This window comes from Pseudomonas sp. A6 (assembly GCF_052367875.1).
Taxonomy (GTDB): Bacteria; Pseudomonadota; Gammaproteobacteria; order Pseudomonadales; family Pseudomonadaceae; genus Pseudomonas; species Pseudomonas citronellolis.
The window spans coordinates 2,723,386-2,744,647 of record NZ_CP198970.1 but is presented as its reverse complement, the minus strand read 5'-3'; the positions used below and the strand labels follow the sequence as shown (position 1 = coordinate 2,744,647).

General features: G+C 64.3%; 17 protein-coding genes. 11 read left to right on the top strand and 6 right to left on the bottom strand.

Annotation, left to right across the window (positions count from 1 at the left end; all coding sequences use genetic code 11):
• Positions 1-64: 64 nt before the first annotated feature.
• Entirely contained in the window at positions 65-958 is an 894-nt protein-coding gene (locus tag ACTWJ5_RS12430) for a LysR family transcriptional regulator (RefSeq protein WP_444438814.1), read from the bottom strand.
• Between the two features lie 218 nt (positions 959-1,176).
• Between ACTWJ5_RS12430 and ACTWJ5_RS12425 the strand changes: the two genes are divergently transcribed.
• Together ACTWJ5_RS12425 and ACTWJ5_RS12420 are read left to right on the top strand one after the other, a co-directional pair.
• Complete coding sequence (locus tag ACTWJ5_RS12425; protein ID WP_444438812.1) at positions 1,177-1,656, top strand: (R)-mandelonitrile lyase; 480 nt, start codon at positions 1,177-1,179, stop codon at positions 1,654-1,656.
• A 111-nt stretch (positions 1,657-1,767) separates the two neighbouring features.
• On the top strand, positions 1,768-2,463 hold the full coding sequence (locus ACTWJ5_RS12420) for a carboxymuconolactone decarboxylase family protein (RefSeq protein ID WP_444438811.1): 696 nt from the start codon (positions 1,768-1,770) through the stop codon (positions 2,461-2,463).
• A 30-nt stretch (positions 2,464-2,493) separates the two neighbouring features.
• On the opposite strand, the gene ACTWJ5_RS12415 is transcribed toward ACTWJ5_RS12420, so the two are convergent.
• On the bottom strand, positions 2,494-3,387 hold the full coding sequence (locus ACTWJ5_RS12415) for a LysR family transcriptional regulator (RefSeq protein WP_444438810.1): 894 nt from the start codon (positions 3,385-3,387) through the stop codon (positions 2,494-2,496).
• Between the two features lie 246 nt (positions 3,388-3,633).
• On the opposite strand from ACTWJ5_RS12415, the gene ACTWJ5_RS12410 reads away from it, so the two are divergent.
• From ACTWJ5_RS12410 to ACTWJ5_RS12385, 6 genes are all read left to right on the top strand, one after another.
• The gene (locus ACTWJ5_RS12410) at positions 3,634-4,371 is read left to right on the top strand and encodes an SDR family oxidoreductase (protein ID WP_444438808.1); all 738 of its coding nucleotides are present in this window, start codon (positions 3,634-3,636) and stop codon (positions 4,369-4,371) included.
• A 64-nt stretch (positions 4,372-4,435) separates the two neighbouring features.
• Complete coding sequence (locus ACTWJ5_RS12405) at positions 4,436-4,789, top strand: cyclophilin-like fold protein (RefSeq protein ID WP_444438806.1); 354 nt, start codon at positions 4,436-4,438, stop codon at positions 4,787-4,789.
• Between the two features lie 270 nt (positions 4,790-5,059).
• Complete coding sequence (locus tag ACTWJ5_RS12400; RefSeq protein WP_444438804.1) at positions 5,060-6,400, top strand: chloride channel protein; 1,341 nt, start codon at positions 5,060-5,062, stop codon at positions 6,398-6,400.
• 111 nt (positions 6,401-6,511) lie between these two features.
• Entirely contained in the window at positions 6,512-7,465 is a 954-nt protein-coding gene (locus tag ACTWJ5_RS12395) for a TAXI family TRAP transporter solute-binding subunit (RefSeq protein WP_444438802.1), read from the top strand.
• 48 nt (positions 7,466-7,513) lie between these two features.
• Positions 7,514-9,541 (top strand): TRAP transporter permease, encoded by a 2,028-nt coding sequence (locus ACTWJ5_RS12390; RefSeq protein WP_444438801.1) that lies wholly within the window; start codon positions 7,514-7,516, stop codon positions 9,539-9,541.
• The gene (locus ACTWJ5_RS12385; protein WP_444438799.1) at positions 9,538-9,945 is read left to right on the top strand and encodes a DUF1850 domain-containing protein; all 408 of its coding nucleotides are present in this window, start codon (positions 9,538-9,540) and stop codon (positions 9,943-9,945) included. Before ACTWJ5_RS12390 ends, ACTWJ5_RS12385 begins: the two co-directional genes overlap by 4 nt.
• A 23-nt stretch (positions 9,946-9,968) precedes the next feature.
• On the opposite strand, the gene ACTWJ5_RS12380 is transcribed toward ACTWJ5_RS12385, so the two are convergent.
• Positions 9,969-11,942 carry a BCCT family transporter gene (locus ACTWJ5_RS12380; RefSeq protein ID WP_444438798.1) on the bottom strand — a complete coding sequence of 658 codons (1,974 nt, stop codon included), beginning with the start codon at positions 11,940-11,942 and terminating at the stop codon, positions 9,969-9,971.
• Positions 11,943-12,234: 292 nt separating this feature from the next.
• Here ACTWJ5_RS12380 and nhaA point away from each other — a divergent pair, with 292 nt between their 5' ends.
• Both nhaA and ACTWJ5_RS12370 read left to right on the top strand, forming a co-directional pair.
• On the top strand, positions 12,235-13,593 hold the full coding sequence (gene nhaA, locus ACTWJ5_RS12375; protein WP_444438796.1) for a Na+/H+ antiporter NhaA: 1,359 nt from the start codon (positions 12,235-12,237) through the stop codon (positions 13,591-13,593).
• Positions 13,594-13,697: 104 nt separating this feature from the next.
• Positions 13,698-14,108, top strand: a complete 411-nt coding sequence (locus ACTWJ5_RS12370) for a DUF1330 domain-containing protein (RefSeq protein ID WP_444438795.1) — start codon at positions 13,698-13,700, stop codon at positions 14,106-14,108.
• A gap of 63 nt (positions 14,109-14,171) precedes the next feature.
• On the opposite strand, the gene ACTWJ5_RS12365 is transcribed toward ACTWJ5_RS12370, so the two are convergent.
• Positions 14,172-14,501, bottom strand: coding sequence for a four-helix bundle copper-binding protein (locus ACTWJ5_RS12365; protein ID WP_444438794.1), 330 nt, complete (start codon positions 14,499-14,501; stop codon positions 14,172-14,174).
• Between the two features lie 296 nt (positions 14,502-14,797).
• Here ACTWJ5_RS12365 and ACTWJ5_RS12360 point away from each other — a divergent pair, with 296 nt between their 5' ends.
• Positions 14,798-16,531 carry a peptidoglycan D,D-transpeptidase FtsI family protein gene (locus ACTWJ5_RS12360; protein WP_444438792.1) on the top strand — a complete coding sequence of 578 codons (1,734 nt, stop codon included), beginning with the start codon at positions 14,798-14,800 and terminating at the stop codon, positions 16,529-16,531.
• Between the two features lie 411 nt (positions 16,532-16,942).
• Here ACTWJ5_RS12360 and ACTWJ5_RS12355 read toward each other — a convergent pair whose 3' ends face one another.
• Positions 16,943-18,907, bottom strand: a complete 1,965-nt coding sequence (locus tag ACTWJ5_RS12355) for a sensor histidine kinase (protein WP_444438790.1) — start codon at positions 18,905-18,907, stop codon at positions 16,943-16,945.
• Positions 18,891-21,086, bottom strand: a complete 2,196-nt coding sequence (locus ACTWJ5_RS12350) for an EAL domain-containing protein (RefSeq protein ID WP_444438788.1) — start codon at positions 21,084-21,086, stop codon at positions 18,891-18,893. Before ACTWJ5_RS12350 ends, ACTWJ5_RS12355 begins: the two co-directional genes overlap by 17 nt.
• Positions 21,087-21,262: the final 176 nt, after the last annotated feature.

Sequence of the window (21,262 nt, the reverse complement as noted above, 5' to 3'; positions counted from 1 at the left end):
GCTGGTTTATCGATAAAGGTGGCTGGTTTGCATGCACTTATCGATCTGGCGCATGAGTGCGCCCTCACTCGCGATGGCGCAGCGCATCGACGATCAGCGTTAGCGCGCGGGACGACTGGCGTCGGCTGGGGTAGTAGATATGCAAGCCCGGGAACGTCGGGAACCAATCCTCCAGTACATAGCGCAGACGCCCGGCGTCGACATGCGGCTGCGCCAGCTCATGCGGGACATAGGCCAGACCATAACCGTCCAACGCCGCCTCCAGGATCTGGTAGATGCCGTTGAACGCGACCTGGCCGTCCACCCGTACTTGCAGTTCCCGCTTGCCCTTCTGGAGTTCCCAGGCATACATCCCGCCCCGCGTAGGTAGTCGCAGGTTGATGCAGGAGTGCCCGGTCAGATCCTGCGGCAAGCGAGGAAGATCCCTACCCTTCAGGTAAGCAGGCGATCCGACGATGGTCATCCGCATGTCCGGGGCGATCCTGACGGCTATCATGTCCTTCGCCACCTGGCTGCCCAGGCGTACACCGATATCGAACCGATCGCTGACGATGTCGGTCAGCCCATAGTCGATGACGAACTCGACCCTGATGTCCGGATAGTCGCGCAGCACACCGGACAGCCTTGGCCAGAGAAGGGTATTGATCGCCTGGTCGGTCGCGGTGATACGAATGGTGCCGGACGGCGTGTCGCGGAACTCGCCAACCGCGGTCAGTTCCGCCTCGATCTGCTCGAAATGCGGAGCGACGCTTTCCAGCAACCGTTCGCCCGCATCGGTCAGGGAAACGCTACGCGTGGTGCGTGTGAGCAGGCGCAGACCGAGCCGGGTTTCCAACCCACGGATGACATGGCTCAGCGCCGACTGCGAGATGCCCAGTTGGGACGCCGCGCGCGTAAAGCTGCGCTCGCGTGCGACAGCGATGAAGGCCTGCAGATCCGCATATTTCTCACGAGCCATGCGGCTTTCCTCCCAGCGAAATGGATGAGGTGGTTTCCCCCAGGATCTGAATTATGTCCGATTCATTCATGAATGCTGCGCATAGGAACATGCAATTTCCACGGCTAAATTGCCCTGGGGCCCACATGGTAGAAAAGAAAAACACGTGGAGTCGGGGGCTTCGCAGCACTCGTAGGCAACAGCCGATGCACTCCCTATCACCCTGACGGAGCCCAACCATGACTCGTCTCGCCCCGTTCTTCCTGCCGCTTGCGCTCCTGGCGAACGTTGCCGCCCATGCGGACGAAACAGCACAACCCCATATCCTGCTCACGCCCAATGGCTCGCAAGCCTCCGTGAAAGGCGCGAACGAAACCTTCAGCGGCGCGGTCCGGATCGATCCGTTGTTCGCCCCCAAGGAACCTTCGCGTGTTTCCGGCGGGCTGGTGACCTTCGAGCCCGGCGCCCGCTCGGCGTGGCATACCCACCCGCTGGGCCAAACATTGGTGGTCACCGCCGGCAAAGGCTGGGTGCAGCAATGGAATGGTGAAAAACGCGAGATGAACCCTGGCGACGTCGTCTGGATTCCGCCAGGCGTCAAGCACTGGCACGGCGCCACTGCCACCACGGGCGTTTCGCACATTGCCATCCAGGAGGCGGTGAATGGCAGCAATGTCCAGTGGCTGGAAAAAGTCAGCGACGAACAGTACGCGCGCTGACCCGAACCGGAGCCCTGCATGAGCCATTTATCGAGGTTCCTGATCACCTCACTCCTGGCACTGAGCCCGGCACTGGGCTTGGCCAACCCCTGCTCCACGGAGAACTCCTCAATGAGCCAACGACTTGAACAGGTACGAAGCGTCTCGCCTGCACTGGAACAGTTCACCCTCGGACCCGTGCTGAACGAACTCTGGAAACGCCCGCAGCTTTCTGCGCGTGACCGCAGTATCGTCACGCTTTCGGCGCTCATCGCGCGCAACCAGCCCGGCGAATTGCCGTATTACCTCGACCTGGCGCTGGATTCGGGCGTCAAACCCGGCGAAATCTCCGAACTCATCACCCACCTGGCGTTCTATTCCGGCTGGGGCAATGCGATGGCGGCAGTCCCGGCAGTCCATTCCGTGTTCGTCCGACACGGCATCAAGGCGGACCAATTGCCCGGCGCATCCGGCGACTTGCTGCCGCTGGACGAAGCGGCCGAGGAGAAGCGTGCCACCATGGTCGCGGCGAACTTCGGTGAAGTCGCGCCGGGTGTCGTACAGAACACCACCGACCTACTGTTCCGCAACCTCTGGCTGCGTCCGGGCCTGGCGCCCCGCGACCGCAGCCTGGTCACCGTCAGCGCGCTAGTCGCCTCGGGCCAGGCCGCGCAGATTCCCTACCACCTCAACCGAGCCATGGACAACGGCCTCACGCGCGAGGAGGCCTCCGAAGTCCTCAATCAACTGGCGTTCTACGCCGGCTGGCCCAACGTCTTCACCGCCATGCCGGTATTCAAGGACGTGTTCGAGAAACGCCCGGGCTGAAGCATGAGGCCGCTCCCCCGGGGGGCGGCCTCAGCCATCGTAGCGCAGGGCATCGACGAGCAGCGACATCGCCTTGGAGGGTTGACGGCGGCTCGGGTAGTACAGATGGTATCCGCTCCAGTAGGGGCACCAGTCCTCCAGCACCCTTATCAGGCGTCCGTCGGCCAGGAAGTCACGCGCGATGTCCTCCGGGACGTAGGCAAGGCCCAACCCGTCCAGCGCACCATCCAGCACTTCGTAGATGCCGTTGAGTACCAGTTGCCCGTCGACCCTGACCTTCACCTCGCGACCGTCCTTCTCGAACTCCCATGCCCAGAGCCCGCCATAGGTGGGCAAGCGCAGGTTAATGCAGGTGTGCTCGCCCAGATCCTGAGGCGTGGCAGGCCGCTTTCTGCCGACTAGATAGTCCGGTGTCGCGACCACCGCGAAGCGTACGTCCGGCCCGATACGCACCGCGATCATGTCCTGGGCCAGTTGTTCTCCAAATCGCACGCCCGCATCGAAGCGTTGCTCGGCGATGTCGGCCAGACGGTAATCGGAGATGAGCTCGACCCGGATATCCGGGTACTGCCGCAGGAAAGGCGCCAGGCGTGGCCAGATTACGCTGCGTATGGCGTAGTCGGAGGCTGTCACGCGGACAGAGCCCTTCGGCTTGTCGCGCAGTTCGGTCAACGCCAGCAATTGCGTATCGATTTCTTCGAATTCTGGCGTGATGCGGTCGAACAACCGCTGCCCAGCCTCTGTCGGCGATACGTTGCGTGTGGTACGCGTCAGCAGGCGTACGCCGAGCTTCTCCTCGAGAGCTTTGACGCTATGGCTCAGCGCCGACTGCGAGAGGCCCAGTTGCGCCGCCGCACGGGTGAAATTGCCCTCGCGCACCACTGCGATGAAACCGAGCAGGCTGCCGAAATTGTCCCGAGCCATGCAGCCCCTCCATCGATGTCATCGAATCGCCACGCAAGCGGTGGCAGGCATTCACGCATGCCGGCATGCCCCATTGCAATTGGCTTTCATGAATGCAACACATGACTGCATGCGGATTATCCCTCTTTTTCCACGACCGATCGCCATACTTAAATGAACGCATGTCCACCACCTTCGACGGCCGCCTTCAAGAGCTACGCTCCGCTGGCGGCTGCCCCCTTCTCTGCGATAGATCCAGGAGTCACCATGGAACAGAACATCCGCGGCAAAGTCGTCGTGATTACCGGAGCCAGCAGCGGCCTCGGCGAAGCCACCGCCAGGCTACTGTCCCGGCTGGGAGCGAAACTGGTGCTTGGCGCCCGGCGCGAAGAGCGCCTGCTGGCTCTTGCCCATGAACTTGGGCTGGGCGATGACGCCGTCGTCCGCACCGACGTGGTCCGGCGCGAAGAGGTCAAGCAACTGGTGGACCATGCGGTGAAGCTGCACGGTCGAATCGACGTCATGCTCAACAATGCAGGGCTGATGCCCAGCTCGCTGCTCGAACGCCTGCACATCGACGAATGGGACAGCATGATCGACGTGAACATCAAGGGCGTGCTCTACGGGATCGCCGCCGCGTTGCCGCACATGATCCGGCAGAAGAGCGGACACATCATCAATGTCTCGTCGGTCGCCGGCCACAAGGTCGGACCGGGCGGCACCGTGTATGCCGCCACCAAGCATGCGGTTCGCGCGATATCCGAAGGGCTGCGGCAGGAGGTCAAGCCGCACAACATCCGGACAACCATCATTTCCCCCGGCGCGGTCGCCACCGAGTTGACGCATACCATCACCGACCCGGACGTGGCCAAGGGAATGAGCAAAGTCTACGAGAAAGCCATTCCGGCCGACTCCTTCGCGCGCACCGTCGCCTTCGCGATGAGCCAACCGGAAGATGTCGACATCAACGAAATCCTCTTCCGCCCCACGAGCCAGGACTACTGATCCTGCGGCCTGGAACCAGGGCTCCGTCACAGGGCCCTGGTCTGCTCCACTCAAAGGTTTCGACATGAAGATACTCATTCGTCTGGCCCAGACCAGCTATACGGCGACGCTGTTCGACGGTCCGGCCGCCAGGGATTTCGCGGCGCTGCTGCCACTGGACCTGGTGCTGGAGGACTACGCCGCCACGGAGAAGGTCAGCGACCTCCCCCGCAAGCTGACGACCACGGGAGAGCCGAAGGCATACGAGCCTTCGGCGGGCGACATCACCTATTACGCGCCCTGGGGCAATCTGGCCATCTTCCATCGGCCCTTCTCGCGCGCCGCCGGACTGGTCCTGCTCGGTCGCCTGGATGCCGACTTCAATCTGCTGCGACAAAGCGGTTCGCTGAAGGCAAGAATCGAGGTTCTGAAGGAATAAGAACGCCTGGCCGGGCGGATGTCGAATTGGGAACAATCGTCGAGGCTGACGACCTGTACATCGCCCCGCTACGAAAAGATGGAAGAACCAGCCGGGCCAGCTTGGATCTTGTGCATCGTCGTCGTTCAAGGCTCCATGTGCTTGCCTACCCCGGAGAGGCTTGGAGTTGACACCAAGCCGCTGTTCGTTGAGCGAGCCGGACGATTTCGCTCGGCGGATTAGATAAAGATGGCGATAATCGCCCCTCGCTCCATGATTATGATCGCGTCGATGTCCGAACAGTCCAGCCCCGCCAACGCAGAACCCGCCCCCACCGCCCGCCTCCGGCGCTTCCGACGGCCACGCTGGCTGGAGTGGCGACAGCGCCTGGCGTTCTGGGTCGGCGCGCTGCTGGTGGGCCTGGTGGCGCTGGCCTTCGCCTGGCTGGCGGACCAATCCTTCGCCCTGTTCAAGCGCATGCTCGGCATCGCCCCGTGGCTGCCGTTGCTGATCACTCCGGCGGGTTTCGCCCTGCTGGCCTGGATCACCCAGCGCTGGTTCGGCGAGGCCAAGGGCAGCGGTATTCCCCAGGTGATCGCCGCGCTGGAGTCGCCCTCGCGGCTCTTCCGCGCCCGGGTGCTGGCGCTGCCGGTGGCCGCCGTGCGCATGCTTTTCACCCTGGGCGCGCTGCTGGTGGGCGGCTCGGTGGGCCGCGAAGGGCCCACGGTGCACGTCGGCGCCGCGGTCATCTACGCCTTCGGCCGGCGCCTGGGCCTGCACGGCCGGCGCACCATCGCCGGGCTGATCCTCGCCGGCGGCGCGGCCGGCATCGCCGCGGCCTTCAATACCCCGCTGGCGGGCATCGTGTTCGCCATCGAGGAGCTCAGCCGCACCTTCGAGCAGCGCTTCAGCGGCCTGGTGCTGACCGCGGTTCTGATCGGCGGCGCCGTCACCCTCGGCCTGATGGGCCACTACTCCTATTTCGGCGAGATCGGCGGCAGCCTGCCGGCCGGCTGGGGCTGGAGCGAGGTGCCGGCCTGCGCCCTGCTCGGCGGCCTGCTGGGCGGGCTCTACGTCAAGCTGGTGCTGCCCACCCAGGCCGGCTGGCTGGGCCGCATGTGCCGCCTGCGCGAACGCTTCCCGGTACGCTTCGCCGCCGCCTGCGGCCTGCTGCTGGCGCTGCTGGGGCTGGCTTCGGGCAACCACGTGTTCGGCACCGGCTACGAGGAAACCCGTGCCCTGCTGGAGGGCCACCCGATGACCGGCCAGGGCTTCGTGCTGTGGAAGTTCCTGGCCAACGTGGTCTCCTACCTCTCCGGCATCCCCGGCGGCCTGTTCTCGCCCTCGCTGAGCATAGGTGCAGCCTTTGCCCCACTGCTGTCGCTGCTGCCCGACGTCAACCCGCAGACCTGCGCGCTGCTGGGCATGGGCGCCTACCTCGCCGGCGTGACCCGCTCGCCGCTGACCGCCTCGGTGATCGTCCTGGAACTCTCCCACAGCCCCGACCTGCTCATCCCCATGCTGGCGGCCACGGTCATGGCCGCCACCATCTCCGGCTGGATCGCCCCGGTCTCGCTGTACCACGCCCTGGCCCGGCAGGTGCTGGACAAGCTGGCGCCGAATAAGCCCTGAGCTTAAAGCTGTCGTCTACTCTTAGACTTTCGGCTAAAAACGGGCAGGCCACCGCCAAGCGTTCTAGGGTTAGTCATTCAGGCACAAGAACAAGAACCTGGAGACCCAGCCATGATCCGACGCACCCGCCTGGCGCTGGCCGGCGCCGCCTTCCTCGCCGTCTGCGCCACCGCCCAGGCCGCTCCCACCTTCATCAACATCCTCACCGGCGGCACCAGCGGGGTGTACTACCCCGTGGGCGTCGGCCTGTCGCAGATCTACAGCCACGGCATCGAGGGCAGCAAGACCTCGGTGCAGGCCACCAAGGCCTCGGTGGAAAACCTCAACCTGCTGCAGGCCGGCCGCGGCGAACTGGCCTTCGCCCTTGGCGATTCGGTGGCCGATGCCTGGAAGGGCGAGGCCGATGCTGGCTTCAAGACGCCGCTGAAGAAGCTGCGGGCCATCGCCGGCACCTACCCCAACTACATCCAGATCGTCGCGAGCCAGGAATCGGGGATCAAGTCCCTGGCCGACCTCAAGGGCAAGCGCATCTCCGTCGGCGCGCCCAAGTCCGGCACCGAGCTGAACGCCCGCGCCATCTTCAAGGCCGCCGGGCTGAGCTACGAGGACATGGGCAAGGTCGAGTACCTGCCCTTCGCCGAATCGGTGGAGCTGATCAAGAACCGCCAGCTCGACGCCACCCTGCAGTCCTCGGGCCTGGGCCAGGCATCGATCCGCGACCTCGCCTCGACCATGCCGGTGAGCTTCGTGGCGATCCCCGCCGAGGTGGTGGCGAAGATCGGCAACAACGCCTACCTGTCGGCGACCATCCCCGCCAAGACCTACGACGGCCAGGACGCCGACGTGCCCACCGCGGCCATCGTCAACATCCTGGTGACCCGCGAGGGCGTCAGCGACGAGTTGGCCTACCAGATGACCAGGCAATTGTTCGAAAACCTGCCGCGCCTGGTCACCGCCCATGCGGCGGCCAAGGACATCAGCCTGGACAAGGCGGCGAAGAACCTGCCGATTCCGCTGCACCCCGGCGCCGAGCGCTTCTACAAGGAAAAAGGTCTGCTTCCCTGAGCCCCGGGCCGGCCCCACGCCGGGGCCGGCCACCGCAGGAGACCCCGCATGAGCGATACCGCCCACGGCCTGCATGCCGACACCGAGCGCTGGCCCGCCAGCCTGTTCGCCGTCGCCCTGGCCTTCTCGATCTTCCAGGTCGCCACCGCGGCCTTCCCACTGATCTCCACCCAGGTCCTGCGCGCGGTGCACGTGGGCTTCCTGCTGCTGGTGGTCTACCTGTGCTACCCGGCCCGCGGCTACGGCCGCCCCTGGCAACCGCTGGCCTGGCTGCTGGGCCTGGCGGGCATGGCCACGGCGGCCTACCAGTGGTTCTTCGAGGCCGACCTGATCCAGCGCTCCGGCGAGCTGACCCACGGCGACATGCTCATCGGCCTGGTGCTGATCGTGCTGGTGTTCGAGGCCGCCCGGCGCGTCATGGGCATCGCCCTGCCGATCATCTGCGCCCTGTTCCTCGCCTACGGGCTGCTCGGCCAGTACCTGCCGGGGGAGCTGGCGCACCGCGGCTACGGTTTCGACCAGATCGTCAACCAGCTGTCCTTCGGCACCGAGGGCCTGTACGGCACGCCCACCTACGTGTCGGCCACCTACATCTACCTGTTCATCCTGTTCGGCGCCTTCCTCGAACAGGCCGGGATGATCCGCCTGTTCACCGACTTCGCCATGGGCCTGTTCGGTCACCGCAGCGGCGGGCCGGCCAAGGTCTCGGTGTTCTCCTCGGCGCTGATGGGCACCATCACCGGCTCCGGGGTGGCCAACGTGGTCACCACCGGGCAATTCACCATCCCCCTGATGAAGCGCTTCGGCTACGCGCCGGCCTTCGCCGGCGGCGTCGAGGCCACCGCCAGCATGGGCAGCCAGATCATGCCGCCGGTGATGGGCGCGGTGGCCTTCATCATGGCCGAGACCATCAACGTGCCCTACGCCGAGGTGGCCAAGGCGGCGCTGATCCCGGCGCTGCTGTACTTCGGCTCGGTGTACTGGATGGTCCACCTGGAGGCCCGGCGCAGCCACCTGCACGGCCTGCCGCCGGAACAGTGCCCCAGCGCCTGGGGCGCGCTGCGCCAACGCTGGTTCCTGCTGATCCCGCTGCTGGTGCTGATCGCCCTGCTGTTCTCCGGGCGTACCCCGCTGTATTCGGGCATGGTCGGCCTGGCCCTGACCGCCATCGTCATCCTCGGCTCGGCGATCATCCTGCGCGCCGGCAACACCTGGCTGCGCCTCGCCTTCTGGGTGGCGCTGGGCGTGCTTTGCTCGGGGTTCTTCCGCCTGGGCATCGGCGTCATCCTGCTGGTCATCGCCGCCCTGGCACTGGCCTGCTTCTTCATCCGCGGCGGCCGCGCCACCCTGCGCGCCTGCGTGCTGGCCCTGGCCGAGGGCGCCCGCCACGCGGTGCCGGTGGGCATCGCCTGCACCCTGGTCGGGGTGATCATCGGCGTCATCTCGCTGACCGGCATCGCCACCACCTTCGCCGGCTACATCCTCGACCTGGGCCGCGACAACCTGTTCCTCTCGCTGGTGCTGACCATGCTCACCTGCCTGGTGCTGGGCATGGGCATCCCGACCATCCCCAACTACATCATCACCAGCTCCATCGCGGCGCCAGCCCTGCTGGAGCTGGGCGTGCCGCTGATCGTCTCGCACATGTTCGTGTTCTACTTCGGCATCCTCGCCGACCTCACCCCGCCGGTGGCCCTGGCCTGCTTCGCCGCCGCGCCCATCGCCCAGGAGAAGGGGTTGAAGATCAGCTTCTGGGCGGTGCGCATCGCCCTGGCCGGCTTCGTCGTGCCCTTCATGGCGGTGTACGACCCGGCGCTGATGATGCAGGGCGACAGCTGGGCGGCCACGCTCTACATGCTGGTCAAGGCGATCTTCGCGGTGGTGCTCTGGGGCATGGTCTCCATTGGCCACCTAAGCGCCCCCATGCCCTGGTGGGAACGCGGCCTGGCGTTCGCCGCCGGCCTGCTGCTGATCCTCGCGCTGCCGATCAGCGACGAGGCCGGCTTCGCCCTCGGCGCCGCAGTGCTCGGCTGGCACCTGTGGCGCCACCGCGGCGCGTCCGGGCAGCCGGCATGATCGGCCTGTGCCTGGGGTTGGCCGGGGTGGTCTGGGCCAGCCTGCCGCTGCAGCACTTCACCCTCGCCTGGCAGCACAGTATCGAGAAGATCCGCTGGGAGGAGGATTACCAGGTGACGCCCGCCGGCCTGCTGCTGGGCGAAGCGCGGGTACGCGGCAACGGCGCCGGCATGGAAATCCCGGACGACGCGGTCCTGCGCGATGGCGCCTGGCACTACCGGCGCCATCTTCCGCCATTGCAACCGCTGCACGCCGGGCGCACGCCCGAGGCCGGGGACTACCAGTTGTGCACCGAACACGGCTGCCAGGCGCTGGCGCACTGGCTGGGGCCGCCGACGACGGCGACCCCGGCGGTGGATTTCTGGGCCTGCGAGGCGACCACCGAAACGCCCCGGCCCCGCTAGCTAGCGCAGCGAATCGCGCTCGTTCAGCCGACGACGTGCAGGTAGTGCAGGTGCCGTTCGTACTGATCGAGAATGTCGCTGATCACGTCATCGCGGCTCCAGCCCATGATGTCGTAGTCCTGCCCGCCCTCGCGCAAATGCACCTCGGCACGGAAGTACTTGCGCGCATCGCTGCTCTCCTCGGTGTCACGCATGACGAAACTGGGCGTGGTGAACGCGCGCGGTCGCACTTCATAGAGGAAGCGACCTTCGCCGGCATGGTCCAGCTCCAGGCTCACGCGGCCGTCCTCGCGCTCGCTCACCGTTACCTCGTACCCCTGCTTGCGCAATTCTGCGGCGACCTCCTCGCACGCCGGCGTTACCACTTCGGCGATGAAGCGCGTCACATGGGCTCGACGGGGCAACATGGCGATATTGCGCAGACGACGTTGCCAGCCGCCGTGGGCATGGGGCGCCTGGCGCGGCGACGGCAATGCCTGGTTGCGCAGGCCGCGACGGGTCGCGTCCAGGTGCAATGCACGGAACAATCCCCAGATCGAAGCCAGCAGGATGAGCGAGAACGGCAGCGCGCTGGCGATGGTCGCGGTCTGCAGCGCCTTCAACCCATTGGCCAGCAGCAGCGCGATCGCCACCACGCCGATGCTCACCGACCAGAAGATCCGCTGCCACAGCGGCGAGTGGTCATGTCCGGACGAGGCGAGCATGTCCACCACCAGGGCGCCGGAATCGGCGGAGGTGACGAAGAACACCACCACCATCAGCACCGCGACCATGGACACCACGCTCGACAGCGGGAAATGCTCGAGGAAGGCGAACAGCGCCAGCGAGCTATCCTGGTCGACGATCGCCGCCAGGTCCCTCACGCCATCGGTGAGGATCATGTGGATCGCCGAATCGCCGAACACCGTCATCCACAGCAGGGTGAAGCCGGCCGGCACGAAGAGCACGCCACAGACGAACTCGCGAATCGTCCGGCCACGCGAAATGCGCGCGATGAACAAGCCCACGAAAGGCGACCAGGACAACCACCAGCCCCAGTACAGCAGGGTCCAGCCGCCGATCCAGTCGGTAGGCTGGTAGGCATAGAGGTTGAAGGTCTTGTAGACGATGTCGGACAGGTAGGCGCCGGTGTTCTGTACATAGGCCTGCAGCAGGAACACAGTGGGCCCGAGCAACAGCACGAACAGCATCAGGATCACCGCCAGCGCGAGATTCAGCTCCGAAAGGATGCGGATGCCCTTGTCCAGTCCGCTGGCCACCGAAAGGGTGGCCAGGCCACAGGTAATGGCGATCAGGACTATCTGCACGGTGGGGCTCACCGGCAAACCGAATAGATGGTGGAAACCGCTGTTGATCTGCAGTACGCCATAGCCCAGAGAAGTGGCGACACCGAACACGGTGCCGAGGATGGCGAAGATATCCACGGCATGGCCGATGGGCCCATGGATGCGCTCGCCGATCAGTGGGTAGAGCGCCGAGCGCAGCGTCAACGGGAGGCCCTTACGGAAGCTGAAGTAGGCCAGGATCAGCCCGACCATCGCATAGATCGCCCAGGCGTGCAGGCCCCAATGGAAGAAGGTGATCTTCATCGCTTCGCGCGCGGCGGCCACTGTGCCCGCCTCACCCACGGGCGGAGTGGTGAAATGCATCACCGGCTCGGCGACGCCGAAGAACATCAGGCCGATCCCCATGCCGGCGGAGAACAGCATGGCGAACCAGCTGCTGCTGCGGTATTCCGGCTCGCTGTGATCGGGGCCAAGCTTGATGTCGCCGTAGCGGCTGACCGCGAGGAACACCACGCTGATCAGGATCAGCGCCACCGCCAGGATGTAGAACCAACTGGCGTTGGTGATGATCCATTGCTGCACGTCGTTGAACAGCCCTTGTGCCTGCTCCTGGAAGACTGAGGCATACAGCACTAAGACCAGAATGAGCACTGCACTGCAGTAGAAAACGGGAGGATTAAGTGTGCTCCTTGGCTTGGATGGGGCATTCATTGCGGGGTTTCTCCTCTGAAGCTGTGTGCCGAAGCACAGCGGAAAGCCTGTCAAGGGTACCAAGCATGGCCTCCCACCCCTACCGCAAATAGGGAAATGGGCGTTTTTCACCGACGTGCTCCCAGGGCCTTCCAATCACCGCGGCGGCACCTGCACTACGCTGCCAGCCAAAGGCACTGGTACTTCACTTGCCGCGAAGGCGTCCTGTAGACTCGCGCTCCGGGTGTCTGCTGCAGGGGCGGCGAGACAGGTCAATGCGCAGGTCGGGCCGCCGCGCGGAGAGCTTGCGCGCATGCAACAGAATCCCCTGCCCCGGGCCCAACGACTGGCCGAAAGCGCCTTTGCCAATCTTGAACGCTTCCTGCATATCGAAGCCGTCAGCGGTGCTGTTCTGCTGGTCGCGGCCATTGTTGCCCTGATCTGGGCGAATTCCCCGGCCGTCGATGCCTATGACGCCCTCTGGCACGCACCGCTGTCCATCGGCATCGGCTCCTTCACCTTCTCCCGCTCGCTCCACTTCTGGATAAACGACGGGTTGATGACCGTATTCTTCCTGGTCGTCGGCATGGAAATCCGCCGGGAAATCCACGAGGGTGCCCTGTCCAATCTGCGCCAGGCGGCACTCCCCATGATAGCGGCCGTTGGCGGAGTCCTGGCGCCGGCGATGATCTACCTGGCGATCAACCACACCCCCGATACGCATTCGGGCTGGGCCGTACCCACGGCGACCGACATCGCCTTCGCGGTGGGTGTGCTCGCGCTGCTGGGCAAATCCATCCCCGCCAATGTCAGGGTGTTCCTGCTGGCGCTGGCGATCATCGACGACATCATTGCGGTTCTGATCATCGCCTTCTTCTACTCCGGAGGCCTCGATTACAGTGGCTTCGCCATCGCGGCAGTGGGCATCCTGCTCGTGCTCGGCCTGCAGAAGATCGGCGTCGGAACCGCCTACGCCTACGTACTTCCGGGGGCGGTAACCTGGGCCGGCCTGCTCATGACCGGGGCGCACCCCACGCTGGCCGGCGTGGTGCTCGGCCTGATGACGCCGGTGTACACCATGCCGATGCGCGAACGCCCCCTGGAGCGTGTTTCCCGCATCACCGATGAACTGATCGGCCGGGCCCAATCGCCGGAACGCGACTCGAGCGACCTGATGCCCCCCCTGAAGAGCCTGCGGCATGCACAACGCGAATTGGTCCCGCCCGTGGTACGCGTACAGCAGGCCCTGCACCCCTGGGTGGCCTACGGCATCATGCCCCTGTTCGCCCTTGCCAACGCGGGCGTCAGCTTCCACGGCATCGATTTGGCTGCCGAAGCGCCACATTGGGTCCTGCTGGGAGTCGCCACCGCGCTCATCGTCGGGAAGCCACTCGGCATCATCAGCATCACCTGGCTGATGGTGCGCCTGGGATGGTGCGCGCTGCCGAGCGGGGTCACCTGGCGAGGCGTCATTCTGATCGGGTTGCTGGCAGGTATCGGCTTCACCATGTCGATCTTCATCGCCATGCTGGGTTTCTCCGAGCCCAACCTGCTCGGTCCCGCGAAGCTCGGCGTGTTGATCGGCTCCACCTTCGCCGCGGTGCTGGGGCTAGCCTGGGGTGTCTTCGTCATGCGTCAGGGCAACGCTCGGAACCCTGCGCGAGGAAGGTAAGCGATGCGACTCAGGGCCATGCGGCGCCATTCAGCCCATGCATCGGCCTTGACCACGCCACTCGCCCGACAGCATCGTCATCCCACGCCGTCCGGAGCAACGCCATGTCCAGCCTGAATCCAAGCCGCGAACAACTTGCCCGCTTCACCGAGACAATGCCGGCAGGCGAGCCGATACTGATGCTCAACCTGCTCCGTTATCGGGCCGAAGCCGATTATCCGCCGGATGCGCAAGCATCACCCTGCACCGGTCGCGAGGCCTATGCTCGCTATGCCCGCGTCGCCCGGTCGAAAGTCAGCGCAGTTGGCGGCGCGGTTCGGCTGCTGGCAGATGCCCATGTAGCGCTCATCGCTCCGGAAGATGAGCGCTGGGACGAAATCCTGCTGGTGCGCTATCCCTCCAAGGAGGCGTTCCTGAGCATGCTGGCCGATACCGAATATCGTGCTGCAACGGTGCATCGCACTGCCGCTCTGGCTGACTCGCGACTGATCGCCTGCATCGAACGCGAGGCCTGAGCCCCAGGGGCATCGGCAACGCCAGTTGCCGATGCCCATACACTGCGAGTCGGAACCAGGGCCTCAGGCCGCCATCCGCTCGCAAGCCTCGGCGCAAAGTCGGCAAGCCGCCGCGCATTGACGGCAATGCTCCTGATCGTGCTTGCCACACTCGTCACCACATGCCTTGCAAATCCGCGCACAGAGTTGGCAGGTGTCTTTTGCCAGTTGGCTGCCTCTGGCCATGAGCAGTGCGGCGAGACGACAGGTATCAGCACAATCGCGATCCAACTCGATACATCGAGCCATCGAATGAACATGTTCTTCGCTCAGGCATGCGCTGGCACATCGCTCGCAAGCAATGGCGCAGTCGGTGCACGCCTGCAAACAGGCCTCGTAGTCTTGAGTCTGCATGGTCGATCCTCGCTTCGTTGTCGTGATTGAAGGAATCGCCGAACCGCCCGGCTTAATCGTGCTGGATACGACGACAACCCGGTCGACCGACTGCTGACAGAGGGGTTCAGGATTTCGGCTGACCACCCAAGCTGCCATTCGGAATCGGCCCGCCGCTGTTCCGCCATACACGGAACCCTCCTCGGCCTCACAGGCTCCCGAACCGGAGCAGCCTGGACGACGTGGTACATTGCGCCTCGCCATTAGTCATCCAGGCCCATGGACAGCCCAGTGAAAAGCCCGGACAGCGTCCCCCCATGAACATACCGCCAAGCCTCCATCATCCCTGGCGACTGCGTCTGGTCATCCTGCTCTTCGGCCTCCTTTCGGCGGTGCTCTGCGGGCGCCTGCTCGAACTGCAGATACATCAGCGGCCGTTCCTGCAAGCCCATGGCGACGCGCGCAGCCTGCGCTACCTGAAGATCCCCGCCCATCGCGGCGAGATCACCGACCGCCGGGGGGCGCCCCTGGCGGTGAGCACGCCGATGCTCACGCTCTGGGCCAACGGCAAGGAGCTGGCCACGGCCCCGGAGCGCTGGGCGGAGCTCGCCAACGCCCTGGGCCAGACGCCCTCGGCGTTCGCGGCGCGCCTACAGGCCAACCGTGAACGCGAGTTTTTCTACCTGGAGCGAGGCCTGCCGCCAGTGGTCGGGCAGGCCATCCTGGCGCGCAAGGTGCCGGGCGTCTATGCGCGGGAAGAGTACCGGCGCTTCTACCCGGCCAGCGATACCACTTCCCAGGTGGTCGGCTTCACCGATATCGACGGCCACGGCCAGGAAGGCGTGGAATACGCCTTCGACAGCTGGCTGTCTGGCGTGCCCGGCCGGCGCCTGGTGCTCAAGGATCTGTACGGACGGGTGGCGAAGAATCTACACGTCGTTCGTAACGCCAAGCCCGGCAAGGAGCTGGCGTTATCGCTGGACCTGCGCCTGCAATACCTTGCCAGCCGCGAACTGAAGCGGGCGCTTGACCAGTTCGGCGCCAAGGCCGGCAGCCTGGTGATGATCGACGTGCATACCGGTGAAGTGCTGGCCATGGCCAACCAGCCAACCTTTAATCCGAACAACCGCCAGGGCCTGGACCCCGCAGCCATCCGCAACCGCGCGCTGACCGACGTGTTCGAGCCGGGCTCCACCGTCAAGCCGATCTCCATGTGCGCCGCGCTGGAAAGCGGCCGCTGGCAGCCGTCCGATCAGGTCGAAGTATGGCCGGGCAGCCTGCGCATCGGCCACTACACGATTCGTGACGTGACCCGTAGCGAGGGCCGCATACTCGACCTCACCGGTATTCTCATCAATTCCAGCAACGTCGGCATGAGCAAGGTGGCGTTCGACATCGGCGGCCAGGCCATCCACGACGTGATGCAGCGGATGGGCCTGGGCCAGTACACCGGCCTGGGCTTCCCCGGCGAGCGCGTTGGCAACCTGCCGGGCTACCCGCGGTGGCGGCGGGCGGAAACCGCTACGCTGTCATACGGCTATGGCCTATCGATAACCGCCGTACAACTGGCCCACGCCTACGCCACCCTGGCCAACGGCGGGCGGATGCTGCCCCTGTCGCTGGTGCACCGCGAGCGCGTGCCGGGCGCCGAGCAGGTTATCCCGGAAACGGTCGCGCGCAGCGTGACGAGCATGCTCAAGCAGGTGGTCGAATCGCCTCGCGGCATCCATCGCGCCCGGGTTCCCGGCTATCACGTAGCCGGCAAAAGCGGCACCGCGCGCAAAGCCGCGACCGGCGCGCGCGGCTACAGAAAAAACGCTTACCGCTCGATGTTCGTCGGCTTCGGCCCAGTCAGCGATCCGCGCATCGCCATCTCGGTGGTAATCGATGAGCCCAGCCGCGGCGGCTACTTTGGCGGCAAGGTCGCCGCGCCGGTGTTCAGCCGCGTGATGAGCGGCGCCTTGCGCCTCTTGGAGGTTGCGCCCGACAACCTGCCGGAGCCGCCGCTGCGCGAGGCGACAGCGGAGGCCCGAGCGCTGGCGTCCGGTTGAAACGCACTCAAACGTGGGCCATTTTCCTGAACGTCTACTGACCCGGCTCGACCACCGCCACTCACTCCGCGTCGGACAGGAGGCGTTCCATGAAACCACTCGGCACCGAGTGCCGATCTGGTCTTCCTCAGCCAGGTGCTCCGAGTATTTGCTGGCCACTACCTTTGGCTGATTACCAAACAGCCCCATGTAAAAAAAAACCCGGCCGAAGCCGGGTCCTTAAAGGGAATATCCATCATTGTGGATGCTCAGCAGGAGATGGGGTTCAGACTGGTCAGCCGCAATGATGGCAGTCCGATAATGTCAAACTGACACAATCAGTACAACCCAAACTGATATCAGGTATCTCAGCCAATCACCGTCGCATCTTTAGGAGAACGCGGCCTCCTGCAGAAAGTCGACCACACGACTTCAAACGCCAGGCAAGGTATCCGGCCCCCTACGCGGTAGAAACAGGATGAAACGCGTGCCCTGCCCGGTACCTCGCACCTTGTCGATCGCCACACTTTCTACCTGTAGCCGCCCACCCAGCACCTCGCTGACTATCTGGTGCAGGATGTGCAATCCCAGTCCGGTATTACCGCGATGGCGGCCAGTAGTGAAGAAGGGTTCGAGGATGCGCGGCAGTTCGGCATGGGGAATACCCTTGCCATTGTCACTGAACTTCAGCACAACCCACTCCGGCCCGTCGGCGGCGATGGCAATACTAATTCGCCCCGCTCCGCCGTCGGGGAAGGCATGCTCCAAGGCATTGTTCAGTAAGTTGGAAATCACCTGCCCCAACGGTCCCGGGTAGCTGTCCATCCATAACCCTGGCGGCAAATCCAGCTCCAATTGCACCGGCTGTTGAGGATCCCAGTGGCGCAGGCGCACATCAGCATCGAGGATTGCCTCCGCGAGGTCGAAGCGACGCCGCTGCAAGCTGGTTCGATCCATGGCTACCTGTTTGAAACGCTGCACCACCCCCACCGCGCGGCCAGTCTCGGCCTGGGCAATGGCCAGCGCTTCCCGGCTATCCACGAGGAAACGCTCCAGGTCAGAACGACGCAACCCGGTATCGAGGCGACGGAGAAGCTCATCGAGACAGCTCTGCACGGTAGAGAGCGCCAGGCCGGTGCCACCCAATGGCGTATTCATCTCGTGGGCAACACCCGCGATCATCAGCCCCAGCGAAGACAAGCGCTCGACCCGCGCCAGTTCTGCCTGCATCGCTTGCATGTCTCGACCGGCGTCTATCAAAGCGAGATTGGCCTGCTCCAGCTCGTGCCTCCGGTTCGTCTCGGCGACCATGCTGCGCATCAGCCGCAGGATCAGGAAAGTAGCCAGGCCCAAGATGAATAACGCCAGTACGGCAACTACCACTTTCCAGCGCCAGCCCAGCGTGCCGACGGCACCGTCCGGCAGTTCCACTAGCACACGCAACCCGAAACGATGGGCGTCAACTTGTATCCCTTCGCGGCTATGCAGCACTTCGGCTCGGTCCAGGTCGATCCACGACCAATCACCACCCTCTCCCCTCCAATCGCCGCTGCCTCGGTTCTGCATCTGCTGCCAGAGTCCTGGCAAGCTCGCGGCTAGCCGACGCTCGCCATTGCCCAGTTGCCAGTTCCACTCTTCCTCTGCGCTCGGCCCGAGCAGCCAGTATCCCTCGTGGTTCACCAGATAGAGCTTCACGCCTTGGCGTGCACCCAACTGACGTAAGCGATCAAGCAACCGTTGGGCACGATAGTTGAGTACTACCACTCCATGATTTCGCCCTTGATCCAGCACCGGGCTGACGACCCGTAACGTTGGCTGCAGTGGATGCTCGATGGCTCCACGCTCGACGTTAAGGTCCAGCTGGGAGAAGTAGATGCTGCCGGCAGGAAGACCCACGGCCTCGCTGAAATACGGACGATCGGCCTTGTTCTGTAGTTGCTCCGGCGGCACCAGTGCGACACGACCATCACGGTTGTTGACGCGTAAGCGCTCATCGCCTTTCTCGTCGATCCAGCGAACCTGATCGTAGTAACCGGAGCTGCGTGAGAAGCTGAGGAAAAGGCGCGCGGCCACGGAGTCCGCGCGGGTATCAGCACTGATCAACTCCGGCGGCAGGTCGGCGAGGAAAACCACGTCGTGTCGTAGTAGGTCCAGCGCCCGCGTCAGTACCTGTACAGCTTCTTCTCGGACACTGTCGCGAGCACGCAGCGCCGGCTCCCGCACCGCTCGCTCCAGCTCGCTCCACAGCAACGGGATGCCCAGCAACAACAGCAACAACCAGGGGACGGACAGTATCAGCAGATGGCGCCACCGCTGCCGCCACCAGTGGCCATCGAGCTGCAAACCGTCCGAGCCGGCGGTTTGCAGCAGTCCCGACTCCTCAGTGGCCCCGTTCACGCAAATGCTCGATAAAGGTGTCCAACGGCTCGGGGCGACCGAACAGATACCCCTGGGCTCGCTGACAGCCGTGCTCGCGTAACCAGTTGGCCTGCGCGGCGGTTTCCACTCCTTCGGCCAGCACGTGCATCTGCATGCGGCGACCGAGAGCGATGATCATGTCGGCGATGCTTTGGTCATCGTCGACCAGACCGATTTCGCGAACGAAGCGCTGGTCGACCTTGAGCGTCGAGGCGCAGATCGAATGCAGGTAACTCAACGACGAATAGCCAGTGCCGAAATCGTCGATGGCGATAGAGAATCCAGCCTCCTTCAGACTGCGTAGGATAGTGCCGCCGGCCTGCTGGTCATTCATCGCCGCCGATTCGGTGACCTCCAGTTCGATACGCTCGGGGCGAATACCATGCAGCCGAACCACCGCGGCAAGCTCTTCCGAAAACTCCTGGCGAGCCAATTGCAGTGGCGACACGTTGACCGCCAGTGTCAGATCGGGAAAACCGGCTTGGTCGATCTCTCGCACCGCAGCACAGGCCATCTCCAAGATGCGCTTGCCCAGCGGCACTATCAGGCCATTCGCCTCCGCGATGGGGATGAACACACCAGGAGGTACTTCAATGCCATTTGTATCGACCCAGCGAGCTAGCACCTCCGCTCCCAACACCCGCCCACTTAGCAAGTCGACCTGAGGCTGGAGAACTATGCGGATACCCTCGGTGTTACGCAGCGCGTGATAGAGCGCATGGGACTGTTGGAAACGCAGACTGGTCTCCCTCTCCATACCCGGTTGGTACTCGCATAGCAGCGCTGCCTCGCTGCGAGCCCGCTTGAGCAAAAGCAGGCCTGCCGCGATGGCGCCCCGTGCGGACCCGCTGTAGGCATCCAGGTCCAAGCGGGCGGCACCAATCCCGATGAAGGGGGAATGGGCGCTCTCGTCGAGCAGCTCCAGGCTACGCACCTGTTTCTCCGAGAGGCGCTGGGTGGGACCGAGAATCGCGAAGGTATCCTCATGGAGTCGTGCAACTAGGCAGGGCGGCGGAAAACTTGCACGCAGGCGCCGAGCCATCCCCTGTAGCATCAAGTCACCTTGTTCGACACCCAACGACAAACTGCTCTCGGCGTATTGATCCAGATCCACCAGCAGCAACGTGCGACCGCAAGGTGGAGGCAGGGCTAGGACACTTTCCAGTTCGCGGAGCAAGGCGTTGCCATTCGGGATCGACAGCAAGGCATCCTCGTAGGCGATACGGTCAAGGCGGCTGCTGAGGGCCACGTTGATCAATCCGGAATTGACTTGGGTGGAGAACACCCGCAAAAGCTCATGCTCGGTCTCGTCAAGGTGCCGGTCGGTGGCCAGGTAGGCTGCTGCGTGGGGTACGCCCGCCGTACCAGGGAAAAAGAGCACCTGACTATCCGCGGTGGCAATGGCCGTCTGCTCTTCCATCGCCCGGCTCAGCAGGCTACGGATCTGGATATCGTCCAGAGATGCCAATGGCCTGGCCAAATGTCCGGAGAAGCGTCCAGCTGCAGCGCTAATGCAGGCGCGCAACGGCGTCTCATTGGCATGCTCCGCCTGAACGCAGACCAGGCCATCCGGAGCCACCCCGAGCAAGCTCGACAATTCACAGATCATTCGCGCCGAGAAGTCCTCCAGCCCCCTGGCAAGGGTTAGGCTATTACTCGCCTCGACGATCGCCTGTAGTCCACGCTTGGCTCGGCTCAGCGCACGGATTTGCTGCCAGGTGCGCAGGTTGCCGGTGAGGATGCTGTGCAAACGCTCCTGGCTTAGCTCGGTCTTCAGCCAGTAGTCGCTAATATCCAACTGGTCCAACGACGCCTGCATAGGCGCCATGCCCGGCTGACCCGTTAAGAGAACGATTCGCACATCGGCATTACCCTGCACCTCGCGCACATTGCGCACCAGGCGCAAACCGGCATCGTCGGTTTCCATCACGACGTCGAGCAGCACCACCGCCAATTCTGGAGTAGCCACCATCAACGTGGCCGCCTCCTCGGCAGATCGGGCCGTCAGCAGGTGTAGCGGCTGGTCCTGGTAACGGTACCCCTGCAGCGCTGCCCGTAACGACCGCTGGAAACCAGGGTTGTCATCGACGCTGAGCACCAGCAGGGGGGCCACGTCGATCGGGGCCGCCGATGGTTCTTCGGGAGAGAACTGGAACATGTCCTCTCCGGGTACTTCATTATTCCCTCGCATCGCCATCCCCTCATCCGGGTCCTTGAGCATTGCTAACCCTGGAGGATGCCGGGCAAGCATGCCTTCCCTGTATAGAGCAAAGGATGGCATTCAGCCAGAATGCCCTGAGCTAGCTTCCGGCACTCGCTATCGCCCCAATATCG